Origin of the sequence: Nitrospira sp., from assembly GCA_030692565.1 — a bacterium.
Lineage (GTDB): Bacteria > Nitrospirota > Nitrospiria > Nitrospirales > Nitrospiraceae > Nitrospira_D.
The window spans coordinates 1-14,825 of the sequence record JAUYAO010000032.1; the positions used below are offsets into that span (position 1 = coordinate 1).

Consider the following 14,825-nt stretch of genomic DNA (forward strand, 5'->3'; position numbering starts at 1 on the left):
GCATTGGGCAGAAGCCAGCAGGCAAAGCGGACCGCCCAGCGGTGCCACCAACCGCCAAGGATCATCCGTGTGCGCCGTGCGAAGTCTGGATCCGCGAGGAAGAGCAGGCTGTGCTCAGATCAATGTCGGACAGGCTCCTAGCCCCGAACACCTTCTCGTTATCCCGTCACGGCCATCTCTGCTACTCACTGCAGCTTTTCCACCCGCACGCCTAAGAGCCGGATCCGTTGACGTCGCGGATTCTCCCGGCGATCGAAAAACGGGAGCAGCAGCTTCAGCAGTTCGCGACGCACCGCCGGCCCATCCTGTACCGGATCGGCAAAGGTATGGGCCCTGGTGACCGTGGTGAAATCTGCAAACCGCACAATTATGGCGACCGTCCGACAGGCGTCGAATCCCTCCTGCGCCAGTCGCGCAAACACGCCGTCACGTAACTGGGATAGTCGCTCCACGAGAACCTGTGAGTCCAGCGTATCCTCATCAAAGGTCTCTTGTTCACTGATCGATTTCGGCTCGCCATGCTCCTCCACCGGCGAGTCATCTTGCGCGCGGATCTTGGCATACCATTCCAGCCCCCGCTTCCCGAACCGCGCGTCCATGTCAGCCAGGCTGAGCCGCTTCAGCTCTGCGACGACACGGATCTGCTGCGCGGCCAGCATCGATTCGGTCTTCGGCCCGATTCCCGGAATCGCCCGAACCGACAGCGGCGCAAGAAACGCTTCCGCCTCAGCCTCAGTGACCACCGTAAACCCATCCGGCTTCTGAACGCCTGACGCGATCTTCGCGATCATTTTATTAGGCCCGATCCCGACCGATGCCGTCAGTCGTTCTTCGGCGAGAATCGCTCCCTTGATCGAGCGGCATAACTCCGCCGCAGCCTCGAAAGAACCGGTGCCGGATAGATCCCCATACGCCTCATCGATGCTCGCCTGCTCAAGCACAGGAATCGCGCGACGAGCGATAGCCATCACCGCTTCGGATACCCTCGCGTACTTGCACATATCGACGGAGACGAAGATGACCGGGGGCAACCCTTTTCGCCGCGCTGCTTCAGAGAGGCGCCACGCTGTGGAAATCGGCGTGGCTGAGTAAATCCCGTACTCGCGCGCTTGGTAATTGGCCGTCGACACGACTCCGCGCCCCTGACCCTGCGCCGGATCGGCCCCCACCGCCAGAGGACGCCCTCGAAACGCCGGCGTATCCCGCTCCTCAATCGCGGCATAGAACGCATCCATGTCGATGTGCGCAATGATTCTTGGCATCAGCCGATTCCACTTTCTCGACTAAACCAGACGTATCACACTGACTGGCATGAGACAGTGCGAGGTTCCTCGCCACGAAGACCTGAAATTGCCTGCAATTACATCGAAGAAAGTCAAAGGAAGCACGGGGGACAAAGGCAGGTTAACTCAAATCGTGAAGTGAACTCAAAACAGAACAGCGGACTGAGCACGATGCACACCCGCTGCGACTCAATGAGCGACCGATCTCTTTTGGATTAAGACCTTACCGAACTTTGGAGAAGTCGGCTGTAACTTTCTCTTCTTTCCCATCCTGAAGATTGATAATAAATACTGATGCAGCGTTTGGATCAAATTGTTCATATGCAAAAAGTGCGGTGAAGCGAGCACGGAAGGCCGGACCACCGCCTTCATTCTTCCTGCCACGTTCAGCTTTCCCGATATCAATTGGCTTAATCTTCTTTGATCCTTGACGCATCTCAATGACGGCCCCATCAGCAAAGTACTCATCATCGCCACAGAGCTGCGCTTCCACTTCCATGTTAGGCATATCCATAACTTTCTTAATGAACTCGTCGGGCATACGAACATCCGTCTTCCGCTTCTTAGATTCCGCCGCTTCCTGCCGCCCAAAGGCTTCGAGCCGGAACCGCTTGGTGCGAAGGATGGCGCTGGCGCCACAGGGGTCTTTCTCAGGATCTGATCCGACCCGGGTGGCTAAGGACGCTTGCTGCAGAACCTTCTTGACGTCTTCAGGAGAATTGGCTTTGTCCATCGGAATACGGCCGGCCTCCAGAGCCTTCTGCGCGTCGTCCACGGACAGCTTCACGTCAATGGCCGACGCCGTCTGAGGTCCGACCAACACCAGAATTCCCAAGAGACTCGACACCGCCACCATTCCTTGACACCGATGGGTTCTGCGCTCCATAACCGCCTCCCTGAAGATAAAGCCAAGAAAAGAATGGCGCATTGTAGGGGAAGCGCCAGGTCATTTCAATCGTGCGCAAACCGTGCCCAGTTCGGATACGGCTTGTCGCGATACAGCGCATCGACATCGACCGGAGCAGGCAGGCCTGCGCCGGCCAGCAAGGTCGCCACGGTCCGCAAGGGCAACCCGACAATGCCAAGAAAATCGCCACAGATCGCCTCGATGAGCTCACCGCCTATACCCTGAATGGAATAGGCGCCGGCCTTTCCCATCGGCTCTTGCGTCGCCAGGTATCGCTCGATGGCGGCTTCGTCAAAGGCTTTCATCTGCACCGTGGCAGTCTCGATCGCAACCGCTTCATACCGAGGGATCTGCCGACAGAGGGCCACGGCCGTATGCACCTCATGCGGCCGCCCCGCCAATCTCGTCAGCATCGCGCGCGCATCGGCCAGATCTGCCGGCTTACCCAGCATCCGCCCGTCGAGTTCAATCACGGTATCGCTACCGAGCACCAGCGAGGCCGGTCGCGCGATCGCGATCGACCGCGCCTTCTCACAGGCAAAATGCTCAACCTGCTGCCTTGGAGACCATCCTGGCTGAGGCACTTCTTCAAAATCCGGGGCAATGACCTCGAATGGAACACCGAGCAGCGCGAGGATTTCGCGGCGGCGAGGCGAGGTGGAGGCGAGAATCAACTGCATCGTGACACGAGCGTCGCAGCCTCATCCGACAAGTCATCGCCGGACCCGGGACCCGTGGCCGGACCGTCGACGATCTGATTCGCGTGATAGCGGGCGATCATGGCCTCCACATCCTCCGCAGAAGACACGCGAAACATCTGTCCCCGCAATGCCGCGGCATGCGGGAAGCCTTTGCAATACCAGCCCAGGTGCTTCCGCATGCGATGAAATTGCCCCGGACCGCAGATCGCCTGGAACTGCCGCGCATGGTCGAGCATCAGGGCGAAACGCGCATCAAGCGCTATGGGCTGGTCTTGAATGGACGCGTCTGACGCATCCGCCTTTGTCAACGCACGGGCCTGCTCTTTGGCGCGAAAAAACCACGGCACCCCCAGCACAGCCCGCCCGACAAGCACCCCATCCACTTGCGTGGATCGCACGCGACTCACCACCTCATTGAGGTTTTGGACATCACCGTTCCCCAATAGCAAAATTCCGGTCCCTTCCACGAGCTGGACGGCCCGAGCAATCGCCGACCAATCCGCTTCGCCGCGATACATTTGCTGGAGGGTGCGTCCGTGCAGAGTGATCGCGACAGGCTTTTCATGAATCAGATGCGATACCCAGTCTTCCACAATCACGGAGTCGTAACCCAGCCGCGTCTTTACTGACAGCGGCAACACGCGCCGCTGAACCTGGGCTGCACGCTGGCGTCCGGCATTCATCGCCTGAATCGCCGCAATCCTGGCAGGTTTAAACCCGACCTGCTCCAATGTCTGTCCGTTCGCCCAATCATGAATCGCACGATTAGTGGCTTGCATGATCGCACGGGCGACATCCGGCGTCCTGATCAGGCCCGCGCCCGACCCGGATGACGCCACGTTCTTCGACGGGCAGCCCATATTAATGTCGATCCCATCGAATCCTAATTCACAGGCTGCGTGCGTGGCCTGGTAGAACAACGCCGGATCTTTGCCGTAGAGCTGGGCAACGACCGGCCGCTCCAACTCACTGTAGGCTAACGTGTTTAGCAGGAACTCCGGCCCCCGGCAGACATCATGAACGTGCGTGAACTCGGTAAAGGTCACATCGGGCCGGCCATGCTGAGCGATGACTCGACGGAACGTCGCATCCGTCACTCCATCCATCGGGGAAAGGCCCATAATCGGATGGGGTAATGTCGACCAGAAGTTCATAGGTGCGTCCCCGTCGACTGCAGCGGCCCTTCGTTGGCAGCCTGATAGGCCAGCCGCAGTTCGGTGGCTTCCCGTTGTACCAGCGCCTTCAGATCCGAAGCGTGTTCACTCACGAATTCCACAAACCGATCAATCTTTACGTCGAAGAAATCATAGGATCGCCTCACCGGATGCGGGAAACGAAACCAGTAGGACACAAAACCCTCAAGAACGACCTGTCTCCCGGCCAACCCCCGACAGGTTTCAGGAAACATGGCTTCGATATCGCCCCCCCAGTGCAGAATTTCGTAGGGCAGATATTTTGCTCGATACCAATCGAGCTCATCTGCACTGGCCGTTGGCGCCATCCAGTTCGGCCCAACCGGCTCTGCGCGACTCGACACCACCTGCGCATACTGCTCATAGGCCTCGGTCAGAGACTCTACCTTCGATACTGAGTCGGTTTCTGTGAAGAATTGTGCTGGAACTGGCGAAGGAAGAGGCGCACCGTCGGCCAAGCCGAGCGGCCGAGCCTGATGAAATACGTTCCTGTATCGCTCTAAAAACCATGCCAACTCGTCAGCAATGAGATCACTGGGTTTCGTATCAACTTCGAGCGCCATTCCTCTCAAATGCTCCAATCGACCGCCACGAATAATCTGATCCAACATCTCGAACAACACCGGGGGAATCGGTGCGGCATGGGCGTCCGTCCATCGCGGGAGCAGATCCGGATCCGCGCCGCTCACGACATCCGCCTCGCCGACCAGAGATTCATGCACGGCTAACCCCGCGACATGGATCTCCACGACCCGCTCGACCGGAAACTCGCGCAGGAATTCGTCGACGAATTGCGATAGGGACTGGGCCCGCCAGGCTCCAGAGTAGCGATAGACGGTCCATAGATGTCCGATATCCAGCACCAGCCCGCAGGCGGCTTGGTCGGTAACGCGGCGAAAGTAGGCCGGAATCGAAAGGGTGCCGGCGACAAAAAACGTCAAGGGCGGCATCTCCAGAAGAAAGAGCGGAGACCCGCCGCCTGGCAACGCGGCTCGTTGATCAAAAATCGCCTGGACCATGTTGATGTTCTTGGCCACTACGTCGGCACTCGACGCAGTATAGAGTGGAGGGAGATAGGTCCCGAACGAGTAGCCGGCAATATGCTTCGTCGCACATTCATGATTCGACCAGGCGCTCCGAAGCAGAGCAAGATGGGACGCGAGCACCCGTGCTTCGCCTTGAAACAACGGATCAGACTCAGCTCCCGGTTGCGTCACCCAGAGGCCTTCTCCATGATAGGGAAGCGGCACATCGGTCTGATCACGAACAGCGGCCAGCGCACTGGATGTCGCATGAAACACCTCCAAGTACATCGGAAGGACTTGACGACGCGTCAGGTCGGCGAGCAAGCTAAGAAGGTCCGGCGAATAGACATCCACCGACAGCCCGAGCCCATGAACCGGGATCCGGGCCACTCGGTCTTGAAAACTATGGCACACTTCGCGCGACAGGGTCATCCACCCACCCCTTCACTCCAGCAACATCCCCAGCACCAATCGCGTTCAGTGTATGCCGATAAACTGTTGTATGACAAGGCGTTGGCGGAGACGGGGGAACTCGGATCCGTCTGCTATACTTCCCATACACCGCTGCAGCCAGGACATGCGCCGGTCACCCTGAACACCCTGGCGATGCGATGGTAAGCCCAAACAATCAACAACAGAAAACACCGAACCCCAAACTAACAGTGGTCGCACACATGATGACTCCAGGTGTCGTTCAAATTCCCGGTGATATTTCCGTGACTGAAGCGGCCACTCTCTTGGAACGCGAACAGATGCCCTGCCTGCTGGTGAAAGACACGGATCTGCACTTCGGCTTGATGACGCCTTCAGACATTGTAAAGAAAGTGGTCGCTCTGGGCCTCACCCCGGACGATATCGAAGTTCGAGCGATCATGTCTCACCCGGTGCATTTTATTGAATACGACCGCGCGGCGGATGAGGCCACGACACTGATGATGTCTTCGGGTGCCCCCATTCTCATCGTCACCAAACAGGAACAACCGGTCGGAGTGTTGACCGCACGGGATCTCGTCTTATCCCCCAAGCGCTGTCATACCCGCGTCCCGGCGACGATTGGCGTCATGGATTCCAACTCACCAGGCGCTCAACACCAGGCCGTCATCGTGCAGCTCAGCCATGTAGGCGCCATGGTCCAGACCGCGACCCTCTTATTACCCGGCACACGCGTCTTCCTCAAATTCGCCCTTCCTGATCTGACAGCCCCTCTGACCGTGACCGGAACGATCCTCGAGGACTATGACCCGGTCTACGAGTCCGGAAGAACCGGAACGGTGGGAAGCCCAAGTGTCGATGTCCAATTCACCGGACTCTCTCCAGCCGATCAATCCCGCATCAAGGCTTGGGTTCTTCAGAATTCACCTAAATCAACCGATTTATCGTAAGACGTAACACAAGTTGCGATCTTCTTTGACCGCGAGAACCGCGGCTGGTAAAATTTTTCTGAATCATTCTTGCTCACCCTCACAGGTTATTTATGGACTCCCCTATGAAATCCACGCAAAACCGCCCACGCACGATACTTTCCAACGATGAGATTCTGACCCAAATTCGCGCTCTCCTGGATAGCCCTGAAGACGATCTTCAGGCAGCACTGATGAAGGAGCTCCTGACCGGCTTTTTAAAGCTGCATGACTCGCATCTGGACCTCTTAGATCTGAAGATCATCAATCGCGCGGTCAAGGAACTGCGCCATGCTTTTGCCGTGTTCAACGGCTACCGCGATCGGCGAAAGGTCAGCATCTTTGGCTCCGCGCGCACGCCCTCCGATGACCCCAACTATCAGTTGGCCCACCAGTTTGCAGAACAAGTGGTGAAAGCCGGCTACATGGTCATTACGGGCGGCGCAGACGGGATCATGCGCGCCTCACAGGAAGGTGCCGGGCGTGAAAACAGTTTCGGGGTCAACATCATGCTCCCCTTCGAGCAAGGCGCGAATTCGACCATCGCCAATGATCCCAAGCTCATTACGTTCAAGTATTTTTTCACCCGCAAACTGATGTTCCAAAAGGAAGCGAGTGCCATCGTCCTGTTCCCGGGAGGCTTCGGCACCCACGACGAAGGCTTTGAAATCATGACGCTGGCGCAAACCGGCAAGAGCGACCCGCAGCCAATTGTCTGCCTCCAGGCACCCGGCTGCGATTATTGGGACGACTGGTCCGCGTTCATCGTAAAACAACTCCTGAAACGACGGCTGATCAATGAGGAAGACCTTAGCCTGTTTAAGATTGTGAACTCCGCGGAAGCCGCCGTAGAAGAAATCGCGAAATTCTATCGCCGGTACCATTCCATCCGATTCGTCGGGCGACTGATGGCAATGCGGCTAAACTCCCCCATTTCTGAAAAACATCTCGAACAGATCCAGACGCAGTTCAGCGATCTACTTTCCGAAGGGCAGTTTGAACTGCGGGCGGCTCTTGAAGAGGAACTCGACGAACCCGCTCTTGCGAAGCTCCCTCGGCTGGTCTTCCCCTTCAACCGTCGGAGCGCCGGACGACTTCGCCAGCTCATCGACTATGTGAATAGTCTTTGACGAGTACGACAGGCGTTTCAACCGCCCCTTTAGTCCACCCCCGTACGCATGGTATTGTGGCGAATTACTATGAGTGATTCGCCACGCAGCCGCCAGTTCAGTACTCCCCCGAGCGCCGTCCTCTATCATGCAGACTGTGCGGATGGATTTGGCGCAGCCTGGGCCATTTGGAAACAATATCCCGCGGCGCGATTTATTCCCGTCAAGCACGGGAATCCTCCTCCCGCAGATATCAAAGACCAGCACGTGGTGATCGTCGACTTCAGCTACTCACGCCCGATTCTCGAAACGATGGCCGCTGAAACAAAGAACCTGCTGATCCTCGATCACCACATCACCGCCGAACAATCCCTCGCCGGCCTTCCCTACGCCTACTTTGACATGAAGAAGTCAGGCGCGGTCTTGGGATGGGAATGGGCGCACGGCACTTCGGCTCCTTGGCTGCTGCAATATATCCAAGACAAGGATCTCTGGAATTGGGCGTTACCGGGCAGCCGAGAAATCAACGCCGCCATTGCATCCTATCCATTCGACTTCCAACGATGGAATCGATTCAGCCAGCCAGAATTGGAACAAGAGGGGACGGCGATCCTTCGATACGAACAGGAACTCGTCGGGAAGCTCGCCGCTCAGGCCGTGATGGTCGAGTTTCAAGGCGCCGTCATCCCGGCCGTCCAGAGCGCCATCCTCACTAGTCAGATCGGGGAACGCCTCTCGCCGGACCATCCGTTCTGCCTGATCTGGCACGACCGGGATAACCGTCGCTACTTCAGTATGCGATCCCGTGAAGACGGCACCGATGTGGGAAGCATTGCGGCTTCTTTTGGCGGCGGGGGCCATACCCACGCAGCCGGATTTTCTGTGCCTCTGAATGCCGATGGAACGCTTCCCTCAAACCCGGATCTGCCCCGTCCCATCATTGATCGTCGCCGAACGCCCTAGCGGGCCCTATGCTCCCCCTGCGCGACGACAATCCGACTGAGCGCCCACCGATCGTGACGATAGCCATCATTGCGGTCTGCGCCGTGGTGTTTGCCTATCAGTTCACACTACCTGACAGACCCGGCGAAGCCTTTGCCTTTCAGTATGGGGCCATACCTGCAGTTATCTTTAGTCATGCGGCACTTCCACGCGACATCGCCTCCATTCCCGCAACACTGACCCTGATCACGAGCATGTTCCTCCACGGCGGCTGGATGCATTTGCTCGGTAACATGCTCTATCTCTGGATCTTCGGCAACAATATCGAAGATGCGATGGGTCATCTCAAGTTTGCCATCTTTTATGTGCTCTGCGGAGTCCTGGCAGCCCTTAGCCACGCATTCACCGACCCGTCCTCTCAGATCCCTATGGTCGGCGCCAGCGGCGCCATTTCCGCGATTCTGGGGGCCTATCTCCTGCTCTATCCCAGAGCCCGCGTACTGGTGCTGATCCCGCCCCCTTTCTTTGGAACCACCTCTGTACCGGCCGTCATCGTCTTGGGGTTTTGGTTTTTGGGGCAGCTATACAGCGGAGGACTGTCACTGGGATCCCACGGTGGAGGGATCGCCTTCTTCGCTCACATTGGGGGATTCGTGGCAGGCATGGCCCTGGTAGGGATCTTCAAAGAGCGGGACGTGCATTTCTTCGCGCCGGAGCACTCAGGGCGTTATTGATGGCCCCGAATGCTAGGCGGCGTCGAGCATTTCTCTGACTTTCTCCACCAATCCGACTTGTCGATAGGGCTGCTGAAGTACAAATCGTCGATTGATCCGATGATGCGCGATCGTCTGATCGTCATAGCTCGACACAAACAGCGCTTTCATCGTGGGCTGATGATTGAGAAGCCGGCGAGCCAATTCCCGCCCCCCGATCTCGGGCATGACCAAGGGGCTCACCGTCAAATGCACAATACCTTGGTACCGCTGGGTGAGCATCAATGCTTCAACGGAAGACGCTGCCTCCAGCACACGGTATTTGTATCGGGCCAGCATCGAGCCGACCAGTTTGCGGCTGATCTCATCTTCCTCAACCAGGAGGATCGTCTCATCCCCCTTGGCCAGCATCGACTTGGGAATCGGCTCCTCCTGCGCATTGGCAACCCGGGCACCCGGCAGCCAGACCCGAACCACCGTCCCTTGCCCTGGCCGGCTGTCCACCTCAACCATCCCCCCGTTCTGCTTGACGATCCCGTAAACCGCCGTCAGTCCGAGTCCCACATTGGTTTCTTTTGTCGAAAAAAACGGCTCGAACATCCTCGCCTGCGTGTCCAGATTCATCCCCGTCCCCGTGTCGCTGATCTGAACCAGTACGTCGTGGGAGGGCTTTTTACCGACCCCGCTGGCATGAGCGGCGCCGGGCAAGCCTGCACCCGAGCGCGCTTCAATCACCAGTCGTCCGCCGCTCGGCATGGCATCCCGCGCATTGACCACCAGCTGAAACAGCACCTTTTCCAGCCCTTCACGATCGACCTCTGCATAGATCGGGGATTCGTCTTGCTGGATCGCAAGGTCGATCTGCGCCGGGAGCAAATTCCTGATGGCACTCCGAAGATCCGCCAAGACCGTCTTGACCGACAGCACCTGACGGACCTGCGTATCTTCCAAATTGAGCGCGATCAATTGAGCCGTCAATGCGGCCGCTTTCTCACCGGTCTTAAATATTTCGTCGGTCGCAGCTCGCAGCGGATCGTTGGTCGGCAACTGGGCCAACAGTACACCGGTCTGCTTCCCGATCACCGAGAACAACTCGCCGAACTCCTTGGCGATCCCGGCCGCCATCCGTCCGACGGCCTCCATCTTCTGCGCCTCGCGCAATCGACGCTCTAACCCTTGTCGCACCGCCAGCCCCTGCTGCAGCTTGTCCTGAGACTGCGTCAGGTCCTTGTTCAATCCGGCAATGCGGGCCTCCAATTGTACCTTGCTCGCCGCCAGTTGCTCTTCCGTGCGCTTCAAGGATTCGACATCCTTCAGCAACGTCGACTTCTCTTCTTGGACAACCGTGACGGCTTCCAACGCCAACCCATAGAAGACCGCCATCACCAGGAGCACCGGCACGCCAAGCAAATGGCCAACCGCCACGGTTTCACTGTGGACAATACCCTCATACAACAATGCGGCGTACCCGGCACAGAGGAGGAGGCATAGCCCCATCATATGGCTCAAGCGCCGCACCGAGGCCGCCACCAGCATCAAGACAAAGTATGCGGTATAGAGATCCGGGCGCGCGTTCCCTGACAGATAGATCGTCCCTGTCACCAGCACCGTATCAACGGCCACGAGCGCGCCATTGACCCAGGCTAACTCGAACCAGGCACTCGGCAACAAGACAAGCATTCCCACGAATGCCCATATTCCGACGACCATCCCCTCGCTTTTCAGCCGGCTGATGACCGACTCCGTGCCGAAAAGCAGCTCGTAGGACAGGATCACGCTCACCAGACATTGCAGCAGAATCAGCCGTGAGCGGGGATGCGTGAGAAATTGGTGAAATCGACTGTTGGCTGGAGCCGAAGCTGTTGCCGCCGTAGTATTCACAGGATCGTCCTCCCGATAGACCACGCGTAAGCACAGCAACTTCTGTACCCCTGGTCGGAGATCAGAAACTGTCGATTGGCATGGTAATCCAGAGGCCTTTCCGTGACTCAGCCAGAGGAATGCACCCTACGGCACATACAAAATCGAACGGTTGCCAGGGAATTCACAAGAGAGTCTATCGATTGTGCGCCATTGGTGAGGCACCGATGGGCCTGCGGGCGAGTCGCTAACTCGAGCCGATCCGGCCTGTCGGAGGGTACCGATTCTCACCCCTACTTACAGCGCAAGGCACTTCATGAACCGGCTGGCGCGGCCCGTCGCCTCGTCGCCCGACTCTGCAAGGAAAGTGACATGCCCCATTTTGCGGCCTGGTCTCACCGTGCGCTTCCCGTACAGATGGAGTTCGGCACCTGGAATCGTCAGGAGGTCTTTGCATCCCTTAGCGCTCGTGATCTTCTCAACGTCATGGCCAATCAGGTTCACCATCGCGGCAGGACACAACAGTCGGACTTCTCCCAGCGGCAGTCCGCACAATGCCCGCACCTGCTGCTCGAATTGGGACACGGTGCAGGCGTCCAACGTGTAGTGTCCGGAATTATGCGGACGCGGGGCGATTTCGTTGATCAGAAGACGATCCCCGTGAAGCTGAAACAGTTCTACGCAAAATACCCCGATACCACCGAGCGCTTCCACGGCTTGAAGCGCCAACTCCTTCGCCTGCGTCATAACCTCGGAAGAGACCACCGCCGGAGCCACCGTCATCCGAAGAATCCCGGCCTCATGCCGGTTTTCAACGACCGGATACAGACGGTGCTCCCCATTCGCGCTCCGAACGACCAGCACCGATAGCTCCCGCACATAGTCCACCATGGACTCGACGATCCATCGCGCACCGGCCGGCACCATTGCCCGAAGTGCCGTCTCCACCTCCGCAATGTCCGCCGGCTGCCTGATCGTCCACTGGCCCTTCCCATCGTACCCCGCGGTCGCGGTTTTGCAGATCACGGCACATCCGAAAACTTGAACGACCCCGGCAAGCTCAGCGGGATTCGTCACCACCGAAAACGACGGAACAGGAAGTCCCTGCGCCTGCAAGAATTGTTTTTGATCGATCCGATCTTGGATGACTCGAAGCACGGCCCCAGATGGACGGACGGGACAGATCCGGCTCAGCTGGTCACAGAGCGAAGCCGGCACATTTTCCCATTCGAACGTGACGGCAGACACCAGCTGGCTGAATTCCCGGTAGACAGCAGGATCTGAAAAGGCAGCAGAGAAAGCCCGGCTCGCGAGTCCATGCGCCGGCGCATCGGAATCCGGATCCCAGACGGCGACCTGATAGCCAAGCTGCCGTGCCGCCCGCGTGAACATGGCGCCGAGCTGCCCGCCACCCAATACCCCGAGGGTCGCACCGGGTCCGAGGGGCTCCATAGTCACGACCGCTGACTCATCCGATCCGCCTGGAGACTACCCACACTGGTTCCCTGAGCCTCCGGAGAATTGAGTACACTTTCAGTCTGAGACTTGCGGAACGCCTTCACACGATCGGCAATCCACGGATACCGGCCTGCCAGGATTTGAGCAGCCAGCAACGCGGCATTTTCCGCCCCTCCGATGGCAACCGTCGCCACAGGAATGCCTTTGGGCATCTGAACGATGGACAGCAACGAATCCAACCCTCGAAGATTTTCTGTGGGAATGGGTACGCCGATGACCGGCAAATGGGTCTTGGCCGCCAACATGCCCGGAAGATGGGCCGCCCCCCCGGCGCCGGCAATGATGACTTCGATTCCTCGCCCCGGTGCTGTCTCGGCATATTCGAAAAGCCGGTCCGGGGTCCGGTGAGCCGACACCACTAAGAGCTCATAGGAAATTTCAAATTCCGAGAGCAGCGCACCGGCTTTCTCCAGAATTGGAAAATCGGATTTGCTCCCTCCGAGAATCCCGATAAGCGGACCTTGCGCCTTGCGTACCCGGCGAGATGATCGTCCTGTTCCAGCCATACCAGCGCGCTCCTTCCTTCATCCCACAGCCTGAAAAACAGAGCGCCACCTTAGCGATTCTGCCTGTAAGGGTCAAGGTGAACCCTCTCACCGTACGCACCTTCACGTATGCCGGTTCTGCGCTTCAAATTGACCTCGGCCCAGTGTTTCTCATATGATGTGCCGTATACGGTTCCCATGCTGCCATTTTCTAAGGAGATCACCGTCGTGGCTCGCCTTGGTTCAGGTCTGAAAAGCAAAGTCCGCTCGCTCATCGCGAGGGACAGCGGCCTGAGCGAGATTTCGATCGATGACCTTGCCACATCCAGCAAACTCCAGTCATGGGAAGCGGTTCAAATTCCGGAACGGTTGAAGTTTTCTTCCCGACTGGCCATTAAGCTCGTCATCCTGTTTCTCCTCATCATTGCCTTCGTTCCTTGGACCCAGACGATTACCGTCACAGGTCAACTCTCCGCCTATTCGCCCTATGAGCGGCCACAAGATATCGAAGCCCAGATCACGGGACGGATCCAAAAATGGCATGTCTTCGAAGGCGTCCGCGTGAAACAAGGGGATCTGATCGTGGAGTTGGAGGATTACGATCCGAACTTCATGGCCCCGGACCTCTTGTCCTTCCTCGATCAACGCAAGAAAGCGCTTGAACAAACCCGGAAGGCCGCTCTCTCCCGAGCGGAGCAACTCGATAAGCGCATCAAAGAAATGCAGAACCTCGTGAAGGCCGCCGTTCCATCGGCCCAAGCCCGCGTTGTCGAAGCCCAGAACAAAGTTCGCGAAGCCTATCAAAAAGTTGAATCCGCCAAAATCACGATGTCCACGGCCGAACTGAACGTCGATCGCCACAAACAACTGGCTGAGCAAGGCCTCGTCTCACAGCGGGAACTGGAGTTGACCATCCAATCGGCCATCGGCAGCAAAGCCGACCTGGAAGGGGCGCAAGCCAATTTACGAGCCGCCGAGCAGTCCATGAAAGCCCTTGGCTTTGGTCGTGAGCAGATCAGCGCTGAGGTATTGCAGCGGTTGCTGGACGCCGAAGCCGCGCGGGATGCCTCCGTAGGCGAAGCCGCCAAGGCTGCGGATCAGCTGGCCGAAGTCTCCCTCCGCATGTCGAATGCCACGCAACGTCGTATTGCCAGCAAGATTCTCGCCCCCATTGATGGAACAGTTGTGAAAATGGCTCAAGCAGGAGCAGGCGAAACGGTTCGTCAGGGCGACAAGATCGTCCGGCTGTCACCCAACAGCCTCGACAAAGCCGTGGAGATGACGGCGGACGGTATTGATGCGCCGCTTCTCAATGTCGGGCGCAAAGTCAAAATCCTCTTCTATGGCATTCCAGCTATTCCGCTTCCCGCCTGGCCGGAAGTGATGGCGGGCACGTATACTGGCGTGATCAAGGTTATCGACCAAGTGGACGATGGCAAGGGCAATTTCCGTTTCTGGGTGGTGCCGGACCCTGAGGATCGGGCATGGCCGGAGCAAACCCATGTGCGGCAAGGCACCAAAGTCATGGGCTGGGTCATCCTCAATCGTGTCCCGCTCTGGTATGAGCTCTGGCGGCGCTTTAACCTCTTCCCGCCCGATTACCAAGAGCGTCCGCCGAGCCTCATCGACACGCTCTTACCGAAAGCGGGACGAGGTGCGAAGTAACCGCCCCCATCAGCGTCGTTCTCT

The 14,825-nt window shown here is 58.0% G+C and carries 13 protein-coding genes; 5 read left to right on the forward strand and 8 right to left on the reverse strand.

The features are described from left to right. Positions 1-185: 185 nt before the first annotated feature. From dinB to Q8N04_08185, 5 genes are all read right to left on the reverse strand, one after another. Complete coding sequence (gene dinB / locus Q8N04_08165) at positions 186-1,262, reverse strand: DNA polymerase IV (GenBank protein ID MDP3090636.1); 1,077 nt, start codon at positions 1,260-1,262, stop codon at positions 186-188. 244 nt (positions 1,263-1,506) lie between these two features. Then, positions 1,507-2,118 carry a hypothetical protein gene (locus Q8N04_08170; protein ID MDP3090637.1) on the reverse strand — a complete coding sequence of 204 codons (612 nt, stop codon included), beginning with the start codon at positions 2,116-2,118 and terminating at the stop codon, positions 1,507-1,509. Positions 2,119-2,234: 116 nt separating this feature from the next. Then, positions 2,235-2,870 (reverse strand): Maf family protein, encoded by a 636-nt coding sequence (locus tag Q8N04_08175; protein MDP3090638.1) that lies wholly within the window; start codon positions 2,868-2,870, stop codon positions 2,235-2,237. Further along, entirely contained in the window at positions 2,861-4,045 is a 1,185-nt protein-coding gene (locus Q8N04_08180) for a tRNA-dihydrouridine synthase (protein ID MDP3090639.1), read from the reverse strand. Before Q8N04_08180 ends, Q8N04_08175 begins: the two co-directional genes overlap by 10 nt. After that, complete coding sequence (locus Q8N04_08185) at positions 4,042-5,541, reverse strand: DUF692 family protein (GenBank protein ID MDP3090640.1); 1,500 nt, start codon at positions 5,539-5,541, stop codon at positions 4,042-4,044. Before Q8N04_08185 ends, Q8N04_08180 begins: the two co-directional genes overlap by 4 nt. A gap of 242 nt (positions 5,542-5,783) precedes the next feature. On the opposite strand from Q8N04_08185, the gene Q8N04_08190 reads away from it, so the two are divergent. The 4 genes from Q8N04_08190 to Q8N04_08205 all read left to right on the forward strand — a co-directional run bounded on the left by Q8N04_08190 (position 5,784) and on the right by Q8N04_08205 (position 9,294). Then, positions 5,784-6,491 (forward strand): CBS domain-containing protein, encoded by a 708-nt coding sequence (locus tag Q8N04_08190; protein ID MDP3090641.1) that lies wholly within the window; start codon positions 5,784-5,786, stop codon positions 6,489-6,491. A gap of 104 nt (positions 6,492-6,595) precedes the next feature. After that, complete coding sequence (locus Q8N04_08195) at positions 6,596-7,639, forward strand: TIGR00730 family Rossman fold protein (GenBank protein ID MDP3090642.1); 1,044 nt, start codon at positions 6,596-6,598, stop codon at positions 7,637-7,639. A 69-nt stretch (positions 7,640-7,708) separates the two neighbouring features. Further along, positions 7,709-8,581 (forward strand): DHHA1 domain-containing protein, encoded by an 873-nt coding sequence (locus tag Q8N04_08200; GenBank protein MDP3090643.1) that lies wholly within the window; start codon positions 7,709-7,711, stop codon positions 8,579-8,581. Positions 8,582-8,634: 53 nt separating this feature from the next. Beyond that, on the forward strand, positions 8,635-9,294 hold the full coding sequence (locus Q8N04_08205; GenBank protein MDP3090644.1) for a rhomboid family intramembrane serine protease: 660 nt from the start codon (positions 8,635-8,637) through the stop codon (positions 9,292-9,294). A gap of 12 nt (positions 9,295-9,306) precedes the next feature. Here Q8N04_08205 and Q8N04_08210 read toward each other — a convergent pair whose 3' ends face one another. From Q8N04_08210 to purE, 3 genes are all read right to left on the reverse strand, one after another. Continuing rightward, complete coding sequence (locus Q8N04_08210; GenBank protein ID MDP3090645.1) at positions 9,307-11,154, reverse strand: ATP-binding protein; 1,848 nt, start codon at positions 11,152-11,154, stop codon at positions 9,307-9,309. Between the two features lie 276 nt (positions 11,155-11,430). Then, on the reverse strand, positions 11,431-12,585 hold the full coding sequence (locus tag Q8N04_08215) for a 5-(carboxyamino)imidazole ribonucleotide synthase (protein ID MDP3090646.1): 1,155 nt from the start codon (positions 12,583-12,585) through the stop codon (positions 11,431-11,433). 2 nt (positions 12,586-12,587) lie between these two features. Continuing rightward, on the reverse strand, positions 12,588-13,157 hold the full coding sequence (purE, locus tag Q8N04_08220) for a 5-(carboxyamino)imidazole ribonucleotide mutase (protein MDP3090647.1): 570 nt from the start codon (positions 13,155-13,157) through the stop codon (positions 12,588-12,590). Positions 13,158-13,364: 207 nt separating this feature from the next. Between purE and Q8N04_08225 the strand changes: the two genes are divergently transcribed. Further along, positions 13,365-14,801, forward strand: coding sequence for a biotin/lipoyl-binding protein (locus tag Q8N04_08225; GenBank protein ID MDP3090648.1), 1,437 nt, complete (start codon positions 13,365-13,367; stop codon positions 14,799-14,801). The last annotated feature ends 24 nt before the right edge of the window (positions 14,802-14,825 follow it).

Bases quoted from the DNA above. Each gene is read 5' to 3' on its own strand.
- Q8N04_08175 (MDP3090638.1), bottom strand. From the start codon at position 2,870: ATGCAGTTGATTCTCGCCTCCACCTCGCCTCGCCGCCGCGAAATCCTC.
- Q8N04_08185 (MDP3090640.1), bottom strand. From the start codon at position 5,541: ATGACCCTGTCGCGCGAAGTGTGCCATAGTTTTCAAGACCGAGTGGCC.
- Q8N04_08200 (MDP3090643.1), top strand. From the start codon at position 7,709: ATGAGTGATTCGCCACGCAGCCGCCAGTTCAGTACTCCCCCGAGCGCC.
- purE (MDP3090647.1), bottom strand. From the start codon at position 13,157: ATGGCTGGAACAGGACGATCATCTCGCCGGGTACGCAAGGCGCAAGGT.
- Q8N04_08180 (MDP3090639.1), bottom strand. From the start codon at position 4,045: ATGAACTTCTGGTCGACATTACCCCATCCGATTATGGGCCTTTCCCCG.
- Q8N04_08195 (MDP3090642.1), top strand. From the start codon at position 6,596: ATGAAATCCACGCAAAACCGCCCACGCACGATACTTTCCAACGATGAG.
- Q8N04_08190 (MDP3090641.1), top strand. From the start codon at position 5,784: ATGATGACTCCAGGTGTCGTTCAAATTCCCGGTGATATTTCCGTGACT.
- dinB (MDP3090636.1), bottom strand. From the start codon at position 1,262: ATGCCAAGAATCATTGCGCACATCGACATGGATGCGTTCTATGCCGCG.
- Q8N04_08215 (MDP3090646.1), bottom strand. From the start codon at position 12,585: ATGGAGCCCCTCGGACCCGGTGCGACCCTCGGGGTATTGGGTGGCGGG.